Here is a 10,431-nt window from a genome sequence, read left to right on the forward strand (position 1 = left end):
GTATTATGCTACACATTATCAATATTGTTATATGTAATTTTAAAGATAAACTATGTTAAAAAATAACAGTATAATAATACCACTTTAGAAGAACTAGTTGTTCATTATAAAGAACTAAATACGAACAGTAACGAGCTAATTATTCCTATGCTAATACAGTAAATATAATTTATATAATTGCTGCAAACCTGTTTTAAGTACTTTCGTTAAATCGCCATAAATTATTGTTAGAACTAAAAAGCCGTCATCTCAAACGACCATAATTATGATGATCGTTAAAGATGACGGCTTTTTACATTAAAAAATACAAGACATATGCAATCAATTCCTACTATTTCATATATTATAGAGAAGTTAATACCATTCAGATTATACACTTGATTCTAGTTGATTACCTAGTAAGTAGCTAAACATACCTCTTTTTTCTCTTGCTAACTCATTGTATTTACCCGCTTGAATAATTGAGCCTTGATCCAAGACTAACACTTGATCCGCATTACGTATGGTAGATAAGCGATGAGCAATGACAATAATCGTCATGCTTCCTTTTAATTGATCAATAGCCTTCTGAATCTTTGCTTCACTTTCTGTATCTAGCGCACTCGTTGCTTCATCTAACACAAGTATTGATGGTTTACGCAAGATTGCCCGGGCTAACACAAGTCGTTGCCTTTCTCCTCCAGATAATCTAATGCCTCTATCTCCAATCATTGTATCTAAACCTTGAGGTAGCTTTTCAACAAAATCAGCTGCTGCTGCAAAATCTAAAGCCTCCCAAATATCTTCTATACTTGCCTTGGAATTAACGGTCATCAAATTCTCTCGTATCGTTGCATTGAATAGAAAGGGATCCTGAGGGATATAACTAATGGATTTCCTAAATGATAACAAGCAATCACTTGTAAGAGGATTATGGTCTACAGTAACCTCTCCTTGATCGGGTTGATTTAAACCCATTAGAAGATCAATTAAGGTACTCTTACCGGCACCTGATTTCCCTACAATAGCTGTCATATGATTAGCTGGTATATCTATATTGATATTTTCTAGAACATAAGTATGATTATTTTTATCGTATTTAAAATAAACATCCCGGCAAGATAATCCATATTTTATCTCAAATGACTGTATTGATTTATGTCCTAAATCAATTAATTCTTTAGCTTCCAGACATTCCTTTTGTAAATCCACTAAGGCTTTAAAAGAAGGAATAGTAGAGCTTAGTTGCTCTAAATTAGATTGAATACTTTGAAACCTTGGCCATAGCCTTGAAAAGATAACTGTAATTAGCATTAATTGCGCAGGCTTAGCCATGAACATTTTTATCGAAAAATAAGCAAAAATCGCAATTAAAAAGGCAGAAACAATTTTAAACATCATCTGTGAAGTTGTATTAAGAGTGGTAAATTCCACTCTATTATTTTCCATCTTTTTACTTAAAGAGAGAAACCAACTCAAATGAGATTTTTCTAAGGAGTTGCTTTTGATATCTTTAATTCCGTTAAAATGCTCAGTTACACCTGCCATATATGTTTGTGCTAAATGGAAATTTTCTTTTCCTAATGATTTAGACTTTTTAATAAATTTTCTAGAAAAAAAGAGCATAATCAATCCAAATAATAAAATTAAACTAGTCATTGTAGCTGATAAGTAAAAAGCTATACCAATTTGAATAAATGTAATAATAAATGAAGATAAAAACTGTAAAAATAAATTAACACCCGCACTAACACGAAATGTTTCATTTGCCATAATGTTGACGATATCTGATTTCCTCTTTTTTAAATAAAATCCCCAATTTGCTTGAAGCAAACTTCTATAAGTGTCATCCCTTAAATGTCTAATAAATTTTTGTTGAATTTTCACACCTAGAATTGTTTGATTTCTTTTAAAAATACTCTGTCCAACAAGTAAAAGAACGTATACACCTAATATGATTACAATACCGATTGTTTCAGGAATCCCTAGAAAAAATTCGTTAATTCCATTTATCACAGGGACTTCGTCTGTACTTATATCCAAAATACCTGTCACACTTATTAATGGAATTAATAAAAAAATCCCCATACTCTCAAAGAATCCTATAAACATCATGCAAATTAGATTAATATAAAGAATTTTTCCTGAATAATTATGTAATTGCTTAGTAAAGTACAAGAGATGTTTCAAAGATAAATCCTCCTATTCCTGAAAGAATTACAGTATTTTCCTCTATATCAAAAAAGTTATTTATTAAATCTCCTCCATTTTTATAACATCTAAAATTTGAGATGCAAGTTTTTTTACTGTAAACCCTGTGTTTGGGCGTTGCATTTGATACATATGAATTTTTGTTAAGATCTTTGCAGACTCGATAAAATGCCATTCTGATAATCCTAATCGTGGTACTAAAAAATTGCGATACGTATGTGAAAGTAATGTTCGGAATTGTTCAAGTTGATTTACTTTATGAAGAGTAATTTCACCCTGTTCTGTTTTGACCAATTCAAATAGAGCGACTATAGGTAAAGGTTCATTCGAAAAACTAGAAGTAACTGGAATAGCGAACTTTTTCTCTCTTTCAAATAGAGGACGATATTGTTTCGAGTCTATTCCAAATGCAGTTAAACTTTCTTGCCACAGCTTTTGTTGAGGGTATGATGGTATAATAATTGGAATATTGTCATTAGATAAACGAACTGGTATTACATCATCGCTTACAAGTTGAAAACCCTCTTGTAAAAATGCAGCAGCAAGTGTCGATTTACCAACCCCGGAATCACCAATAAATGCATAGGCTTTACCATTAATATCTACCGCACTTCCATGCAACGGTAAGATTTTTCTTTGAAGTAATATTATCCCCATACATGTACCAAGTAGATACAGCCGAATTTCATCTTCCACAGAATTTGATATAGGAGAAACTATAATTCTATTACCATCTTTAATCTTAAATATTGCAGTACCAGGAACCTGAAACATAACCATATGATCCTTAACACTATATGCTTGATTTGGTAAAAGAACTTGCTTCTCCCAAAGTTTTGATAAATCCTTTATCTCGATTTCTAAATCAACAATTTCCTTAAATGTATCGATTCGAAATGCTTCAGGAAGAGGTATATCACTATATATATTTAATCCGAACGCTCTATAACCAGTTTTTTGTATAGTTTTAATCATTTTCTTCACTCCATATACCATCAAAAATTAATAAAAAATCCCTTATACCTTTAAATCGTATAAGGGACTTTCCACATTGAATATTCACCACTTATCATGAATGATGGACCGTTTCATCATGATCATTCTGTACTGAATCTGGTATTGTAGTACCAGGTCCTGCCATTGTCATATTAACATTAAGTACTTCTAATTTTGGTGCGTTCCATTCTTTTTTCATATTATTTCACCCCCTTTCAAATTTTCTCTTAATAAAACGATAAACAATTAAACTTCTCATTAAATTTCTAAATTCTATATCCAGTGCAAATTCAGGTTTAGGCCCCATTCGAAACTTGTCTAGTGCTTTTTTTATGTTTTTTATATTTAAAAAATTCTCAGCCAAAGAATCTTTACTAAGTTGTTCAACTTCAAAAATAAACTCTTTCCAATCAGGAAGCATTCTAGTAATACTATCCACACCTTGGATACCACGGACTCGTTGATTTAATCTAACTTCATCAGGCAAAAATCCTTTAGTTGATCTTCTAATTAGCGACCTACCTAATCCCTTTTGTATAAATTGCTCCAAAGGAAGAGATAAACAGAATCTAATAACTCGTAAATCATTTGTTGGATCATGTCCTTGTACTGAATACGATAATGATAATTTAGTTCCGCTTGTACCTGTTGAATTCCAAACATTCAGGAATCCGAAATGATTTTTCCTAATATTTTTTATATTTAAAGAAAAAAATGAATATAGAGTTTATAAAGGAATGTTTCACGTGAAACATTCCTTTTTTATAAAGAATAAGAACATTTATACTTTTGTAACACCCGCCATGCAGCCTTATGCTCTTCTTAATACTATTAAAAGGATTAGGTGCTATTAATATTAGCTAGATTTGGTTTTTATGGTAAAAACAAATTGTAGCAATTAGTGATTAAATAGAATAGGACATGTTTTTATTATAGTTAAAAAGATGTAGAGTACATTAAAATGAAGGTAATTTGACATGTGAGTTAAACTGCAAATGTCCTTTTTGAAATGTTAAGTAATGCAAATGTCCTGTTTTTGTAATCAAATTGTTACGTAAATGTGAGACATGAAATCTGTATTTCATAATAAACTAGATGCTAGAGAGGAAGATTTAAATGCTTTTTGATACACACGCACATTTAAATGCAGAACAATATGAAGAAGATTTAGAAGTAGTCATTGAACGAGCGCAAGAAGAAGGTGTTTCAAATATTGTGGTAGTTGGTTTTGATAGGCCTACTATTACGAAAGCTATTCAGTTAGCTGATTCATATTCCTTTATTTACGCGGCAGTAGGATGGCACCCAGTAGATGCAATTGATATGACAGAAGAAGATCTTGCTTGGTTAGAAGAACTAGCAGCACATCCAAAGGTTGTAGCACTTGGCGAAATGGGCTTAGATTATCATTGGGATAAGTCTCCAAAAGATATTCAAAAGGAGGTTTTCAGAAAACAAATCGCTCTGGCGAAGCGTGTAAAACTTCCAATCATTATTCATAATCGAGAAGCTACGCAAGATATTGTGAATATTTTGAAGGAAGAAGGAGCCGAAGAGGTAGGAGGCATTATGCATTGTTTCAGTGGCAGTGAGGAAACGGCTAAAGAATGCATGAAGATGAACTTTTATATTTCCTTTGGTGGCCCAGTTACTTTCAAAAATGCTAAAAATGTAAAAGAAGTGGCAACACAAATTCCATTAGATCGTTTGTTAGTGGAAACAGATTGTCCCTATTTAACACCACATCCATACCGTGGAAAAAGAAATGAACCAGGCTATGTGAAGCTAGTAGCTGAGCAGATAGCAGAATTAAAGAATCTTTCTTTCGAAGAAATTGCTAAGATTACTACCGAAAATGCAAAAAAATTATTCGGCATAGATTGATAAAAAATAATGTCGAATAGTAAGAGTGGCTGTCTTTTGATATTCGCATTCTGAAGATTTCTACAAAAAAATCGAAACTTAGAAATACTTTTGTCGAGAAGCCACTCTTTTCAAAGTAATAGAGTCTATGCATAATAATGAATTATGGCGAGTTAGAAGAGTTATTTGACAGTAGGATTCGAAGTCTATATAATCACCGGAGAGGAAGGAGGGCTTTTTTCATCGTGATAAAAACAGTGAAAAAAAGTTTTGCAAATGCTTTTCAACGAAGGACAATGGCTATTTATATTACTAGTTTCATAGTATTTTTAGCTGCTACCAGTATCTTGTTATATCAGGGTACAAAGAAAACCGTTGCACTTACGTTAGATGGTAAAGAGCAAGTTGTGTCTACCCACGCATCTACGATTGAGGACTTATTACAAGATTTAGAGATTTCCGTTTCAGAAAATGATTATTTATATCCAGCGGGTGATACAAAGATCGAAAACCAAACCGAGGTAACTTGGAAACCTGCGAAAGAAGTAACGGTAAAAGACGGTAGCATTCAAAAAGAAGTATGGACAACGAAAAATACAGTTGGTGAATTTTTAGAAGAGCAAAAGATACAGTTGAGAAATGAAGATGAAATTTCTCCATCACTTAATACTGAATTAAAGAATGATATGGATGTTGCAATCGAAAGAGCATTTCCATTGAACTTGGTAGATGGAGGAAAGCCTAAACAGGTTTGGTCAACTTCGGCTACGGTCGCTGACTTTTTAAAGCAGCAAGGAATTAAAATGCAACCATTAGACCGTGTTGAGCCATCGCTAGATGACATTATTAAACCGAATAGTGTTGTAAATGTTGTAAGAGTGGAAAAGGTCACCGATGTAGTGGAAGAACCAGTGAAATATAAAGTAATATCTCAAAAAGATAGCAGTCTTCCAAAAGGTAATGAAAAGGTCGTTACTGAAGGGAAAGAAGGCTTAGTATCTAATCAATATGAAATCATCAAAGAAAATGGTAAAGAAGTAAAAAGATCATTAATGTCTTCGGAAGTTTTACGCGAATCACAAAATAAAGTAGTGGCTGTTGGTACAAAGGATATCAATAACACAGTATCCAGAGGAGCACCCTCAGGTGGACGTGAATTAACAGTAACTGCTACAGCTTATACGGCCTATTGTAATGGATGTTCTGGTTTAACAGCAACAGGATTTGATTTACGTAGTAACCCTAATGCTAAAATCATTGCAGTTGATCCACGTGTTATTCCACTCGGTACAAAAGTGTATGTGGAAGGCTATGGCTATGCTATTGCCGCAGATACAGGTGGCGCTATTAAAGGTAATAAAATTGATGTGTTCTTCTCCAGTAAATCAAGTGCTTACCAATGGGGACGGAAGCAAGTCAAAATACGTATCTTAAATTAATAATATAAGTATATATTGAAGCGGAGGAGAAATCCTCTGCTTTTTTTTGTTAATTTATAAAGAAGGAGTATAATATAAAATGAAACTTGATCGGTGAAACTGATCATTAATTGAACCAATCGGGTTCTTACTAACGTTTGATCTCTATGTTAAAATGGGAGTCTTAACGCCAGTTTGAACGGGTAAAAAAATACTCTATTTATTAGACGAATAAACAGATAAAAGGTTTCACTATTTCGGAGGAAAAATGAAAATAAAAGAAATTATTGTAGTTGAGGGAAAAGATGATACAACGGCTATAAAAAGAGCTCTTGATGCAGATACAATAGAAACAAACGGGTCGTCCATTGGAGATGCTGTCATTGAACAAGTACGTTTAGCTCAAGAAAAAAGAGGTGTGATCATCTTTACAGATCCTGATTATCCAGGTGAGCGTATACGTAATATTATTTCTTCAAAGGTAGCGGGATGTAAGCACGCATTCCTTCCAAAGGCTGAAGCTAGACCAAAGAATGGAAGAGGTATAGGTGTGGAGCATGCTTCACCAGAAGCAATTCGTTTAGCTCTTAAAGAGGCACAAGTATTAAAAGAAACATTCCAAGAAGAAATTTCTCCACAAGATCTAATGGATTGTGGTTTAATAGGCGGTGCGGGTTCTAAAGCACGAAGAGAGAAATTAGGTATAAAATTAAAAATTGGTTATACAAACGGAAAACAGCTATATAACAGGCTGAATATGTTTCAAATACCAAAAGAAGACTTTATAGAAGCAATGCAAGAAATATTTCAGGAGGAACACGATGCATAAAGATATTGCTACTCCCATTAGAACAAAAATGATTTTAGAGAAATATGGTTTTTCTTTTAAGAAAAGTTTAGGGCAAAATTTCTTAATTGATACGAATATATTACATCGTATTATTGATTTTGCGGGTTTAGACCAAGAGAAAAGTGGTGCAATTGAAATTGGGCCAGGAATTGGAGCGTTAACGGAACAATTAGCGAAGAGCAGTAAACGAGTTGTAGCATTTGAAATCGACCAACGCTTATTGCCTATCTTACAAGATACACTTTCTCCTTATGAACATGTGAAAGTAATTCATCAAGATGTATTAAAAGCAGATGTTGGCAATGTGATTGAACAAGAATTCCAAGGTGTCGATGATTTAATGGTGGTAGCCAACCTACCTTACTATGTAACAACGCCAATTATTATGAAGCTGCTAGAAGAGAAGCTTCCGATTAGAGGAATTGTCTGCATGCTTCAAAAAGAAGTAGCGGATCGTATTTCAGCTAAGCCAGGTACGAAAGAATACGGTTCCTTATCTATTGCCATTCAGTATTATACTGAAGCAGAAACAGTTATGATAGTGCCAAAAACGGTGTTCATCCCACAGCCGAATGTTGATTCTGCTGTAATTCGATTAACGAAAAGAGAGAAGCCTCTTGTAGAAGTGAAAGATGAGGATTTCTTCTTTACTGTAACAAGAGCAAGTTTCGCTCAAAGACGTAAAACCTTACAAAATAATTTAACAAGTCAATTGAAAAACGGCAAGGAAAAGAAAGATTTAATCCTAGCTGCTCTTGAACGTGCAAATATCGATCCTAAACGACGTGGTGAAACGTTAACGATTGAGGAATTTGGACGTTTAAGCGATGAATTAGTAGCGAACTTTAAATGATGATATTTAGCTCATTAGGACACTTCACATCTTCATTACTGCATGCATACGTTATGTAGAAGGCGAAAGTGGCAAAGTAACTAAATCTTTGTCAAGAGGTGAAAATAATGAGTATAGGGATTCATGATATCGTAGGACGCCTTAGTTATGGCTGTGATGTGCTATTTCGGGTTATTCAAATAAAAGAAGAAAACGGAAAGACCATTGCTATACTGTATGGCGAAGACATTCGTCTAGTTGCACATTCACCTTTAGATGATTTAGTAAAGGTGAATGAGAGTGAAAGGAGTGCACGTAAGCAAAAGAATGAGGAAATGGTTCGACATTCTTTACGCCTTTTCTCTCAAGATCGAGAACTTTTAGACCAAAAAAGGCGCTTTGAAATTAGTGATGGCTATCGGCAGCAAGGGGATTATTTTCAAATACCAGGAAAAGTATTGCATTTAGATGGAGATCCTTCCTATTTGAAAAAGTGTATGGATGTGTATGAGAAAATCGGTATACCTGTCAAAGGCCTTTATTGTAATGAGAAAGAAATGCCTAGCCGTATTACGGAATTATTAGAAATGTATCGCCCTGATATATTAGTGGTAACAGGGCATGATTCTTATTCAAAGTCCAAAGGTAAAATGATTGATATTAATGCATATCGTCACTCGTGGCATTTCGTACAAACTGTAAGAGAAGCTCGAAAGAAAATTCCACAGCTTGATCAACTTGTCATTTTTGCTGGAGCATGTCAATCTCATTTTGAATCATTAATAGCAGCGGGCGCTAATTTTGCTAGCTCTCCTTCGCGAGTCAATATACACGCCCTAGATCCTGTATATATTGTAGCTAAAATTAGCTTTACACCTTTCATGGAACGTATACATGTATGGGATGTATTAAGAAATACACTAACAGGTGAAAAAGGAATCGGTGGTATTGAAACAAAAGGTGTGCTGCGAACAGGTATGCCTTATAAGTCAATGGAAGAAGAAGTTTAATTAAACTGTCTCATATAACATTATGTCCGCACTAATGTTATTGAGACAGTTTATTTAGGGTAAAGATGCCTAGCATAAGTAATATTGCCGTACCTACCGCTTAATTTCATTAGGAGATAAAATATATTTTTTAGCCACAACTTCAACTAAAAAGGACCAATAAGATTCTTTATTTTTGTTTGCATAATTACCAATTAATTGGATAAGATAAAAAATGTATTCGTAAATGGGAAATTTATTGGTTAAAACCATTGACAAACAAAAATATAAATTGATATAATTTTATATTTTGTTTGACGGTTTGTCCCAATATGTGATATACTACACTTAGTGAGGTGGACCGAAAATGCCAAAAACTTTAGCTGATATTAAGAAGGCCTTAGATTCCAATCTTGGAAAGAGGCTAGTTTTAAAAGCAAATGGCGGTAGAAGAAAGACAGTTGAGCGTTTTGGAACGCTGGCAGAGACTTATCCTTCTGTATTCGTTATTGAGCTTGATCAAGATGAGAACGCATTCGAAAGAGTCTCCTACAGTTATGCAGATGTTCTTACAGAAACTGTACAGTTAACCTTCTTTGACGAAACAGCAGGAAAGGTAGCTTTAAGCGGACAGTAAACATATGTTTACTGTCTTTTTTTGTGTTTAGAGATAGCAATTATTGGCCTCTTTATATATTAGAATGAAGCAAAAGGATTGGTGCTAGTTTTTTTGAAAAGCTCATAGCCCTATTTATGAATGTACATACTATAAATGTTGCAGCATGAATAAAGGAGTTGTTTGCTTATGGCTAGAAGAGGGATTATGTCAGATCGATTTAAAGAAGAGCTTGCAAAGGAATTAGGGTTCTACGATGTTGTCCAACAAGAAGGCTGGGGAGGCATTCGTGCTCGCGATGCAGGTAATATGGTGAAACGAGCAATTGAGATTGCTCAAAGTAATCTTGCTGACAAGAATCAATAACAAATGTTATAGAAGTATCATTTGAAGTCATACTCATAATAAAATCATGCTGACAATACTGGGGTGTTCCAAATGTAAAATGTTTGGAACACCTTTTTTAAAAAGTTAAGCAAGGATATAATTTTGGGCGGTGAAGCTAGACAATCGAATCGCTTATCAGCTCTTCGTGTATCCTTTATCTCAGTCGGAGGGCTCCAGTCCATACGGAGCAAAACGGGCGCTTCCGCTTTTCGGTGTTGTCTAGCTCCAGCGCCCAGCTCCTAGTGGACTTCGCCATCCTCCCTACGATAAGTCAACAGCGAATCGCTAAT

The 10,431-nt window shown here is 34.2% G+C and carries 11 protein-coding genes; 7 read left to right on the forward strand and 4 right to left on the reverse strand.

What is annotated here, in order from left to right:
• Positions 1–369: 369 nt before the first annotated feature.
• From V7014_RS19465 to V7014_RS19480, 4 genes are all read right to left on the reverse strand, one after another.
• Positions 370–2,169, reverse strand: a complete 1,800-nt coding sequence (locus V7014_RS19465) for an ABC transporter ATP-binding protein (RefSeq protein WP_335509433.1) — start codon at positions 2,167–2,169, stop codon at positions 370–372.
• Between the two features lie 63 nt (positions 2,170–2,232).
• Positions 2,233–3,165: an HPr kinase/phosphorylase gene (locus V7014_RS19470; protein ID WP_335509435.1), complete on the reverse strand. Its 933-nt coding sequence runs from the start codon at positions 3,163–3,165 to the stop codon at positions 2,233–2,235.
• A gap of 94 nt (positions 3,166–3,259) precedes the next feature.
• Positions 3,260–3,385 (reverse strand): paeninodin family lasso peptide, encoded by a 126-nt coding sequence (locus V7014_RS19475; protein ID WP_335509437.1) that lies wholly within the window; start codon positions 3,383–3,385, stop codon positions 3,260–3,262.
• A 6-nt stretch (positions 3,386–3,391) separates the two neighbouring features.
• On the reverse strand, positions 3,392–3,886 hold the full coding sequence (locus V7014_RS19480) for an asparagine synthase-related protein (protein ID WP_438824945.1): 495 nt from the start codon (positions 3,884–3,886) through the stop codon (positions 3,392–3,394).
• Between the two features lie 416 nt (positions 3,887–4,302).
• On the opposite strand from V7014_RS19480, the gene V7014_RS19485 reads away from it, so the two are divergent.
• From V7014_RS19485 to V7014_RS19515, 7 genes are all read left to right on the forward strand, one after another.
• A complete protein-coding gene (locus tag V7014_RS19485; RefSeq protein ID WP_335509439.1) occupies positions 4,303–5,070 on the forward strand; it encodes a TatD family hydrolase in 768 nt (255 codons plus the stop codon).
• A gap of 224 nt (positions 5,071–5,294) precedes the next feature.
• Positions 5,295–6,488, forward strand: a complete 1,194-nt coding sequence (locus V7014_RS19490; protein ID WP_438824944.1) for a ubiquitin-like domain-containing protein — start codon at positions 5,295–5,297, stop codon at positions 6,486–6,488.
• Between the two features lie 247 nt (positions 6,489–6,735).
• Positions 6,736–7,296, forward strand: a complete 561-nt coding sequence (rnmV, locus tag V7014_RS19495; protein WP_335509441.1) for a ribonuclease M5 — start codon at positions 6,736–6,738, stop codon at positions 7,294–7,296.
• Complete coding sequence (rsmA, locus tag V7014_RS19500) at positions 7,289–8,170, forward strand: 16S rRNA (adenine(1518)-N(6)/adenine(1519)-N(6))-dimethyltransferase RsmA (RefSeq protein ID WP_335509444.1); 882 nt, start codon at positions 7,289–7,291, stop codon at positions 8,168–8,170. The genes rnmV and rsmA overlap by 8 nt, the downstream gene beginning before the upstream one ends.
• A gap of 107 nt (positions 8,171–8,277) precedes the next feature.
• Entirely contained in the window at positions 8,278–9,159 is an 882-nt protein-coding gene (gene yabG / locus V7014_RS19505; RefSeq protein WP_335509446.1) for a sporulation peptidase YabG, read from the forward strand.
• Positions 9,160–9,505: 346 nt separating this feature from the next.
• Positions 9,506–9,775 (forward strand): biofilm formation stimulator Veg, encoded by a 270-nt coding sequence (gene veg, locus V7014_RS19510; protein WP_335509448.1) that lies wholly within the window; start codon positions 9,506–9,508, stop codon positions 9,773–9,775.
• A 168-nt stretch (positions 9,776–9,943) separates the two neighbouring features.
• The gene (locus tag V7014_RS19515; RefSeq protein WP_335509450.1) at positions 9,944–10,120 is read left to right on the forward strand and encodes a small, acid-soluble spore protein, alpha/beta type; all 177 of its coding nucleotides are present in this window, start codon (positions 9,944–9,946) and stop codon (positions 10,118–10,120) included.
• Positions 10,121–10,431: the final 311 nt, after the last annotated feature.

It is taken from the genome of Bacillus sp. JJ722, from assembly GCF_036963345.1.
Taxonomy (GTDB): domain Bacteria; phylum Bacillota; class Bacilli; order Bacillales; family DSM-1321; genus Bacillus_AD.

Coding starts and splice junctions, on each gene's coding strand:
- veg (WP_335509448.1), top strand. CDS start 9,506: ATGCCAAAAACTTTAGCTGATATTAAGAAGGCCTTAGATTCCAATCTT.
- V7014_RS19515 (WP_335509450.1), top strand. CDS start 9,944: ATGGCTAGAAGAGGGATTATGTCAGATCGATTTAAAGAAGAGCTTGCA.
- V7014_RS19470 (WP_335509435.1), bottom strand. CDS start 3,165: ATGATTAAAACTATACAAAAAACTGGTTATAGAGCGTTCGGATTAAAT.
- V7014_RS19485 (WP_335509439.1), top strand. CDS start 4,303: ATGCTTTTTGATACACACGCACATTTAAATGCAGAACAATATGAAGAA.
- rnmV (WP_335509441.1), top strand. CDS start 6,736: ATGAAAATAAAAGAAATTATTGTAGTTGAGGGAAAAGATGATACAACG.
- yabG (WP_335509446.1), top strand. CDS start 8,278: ATGAGTATAGGGATTCATGATATCGTAGGACGCCTTAGTTATGGCTGT.
- V7014_RS19475 (WP_335509437.1), bottom strand. CDS start 3,385: ATGAAAAAAGAATGGAACGCACCAAAATTAGAAGTACTTAATGTTAAT.
- rsmA (WP_335509444.1), top strand. CDS start 7,289: ATGCATAAAGATATTGCTACTCCCATTAGAACAAAAATGATTTTAGAG.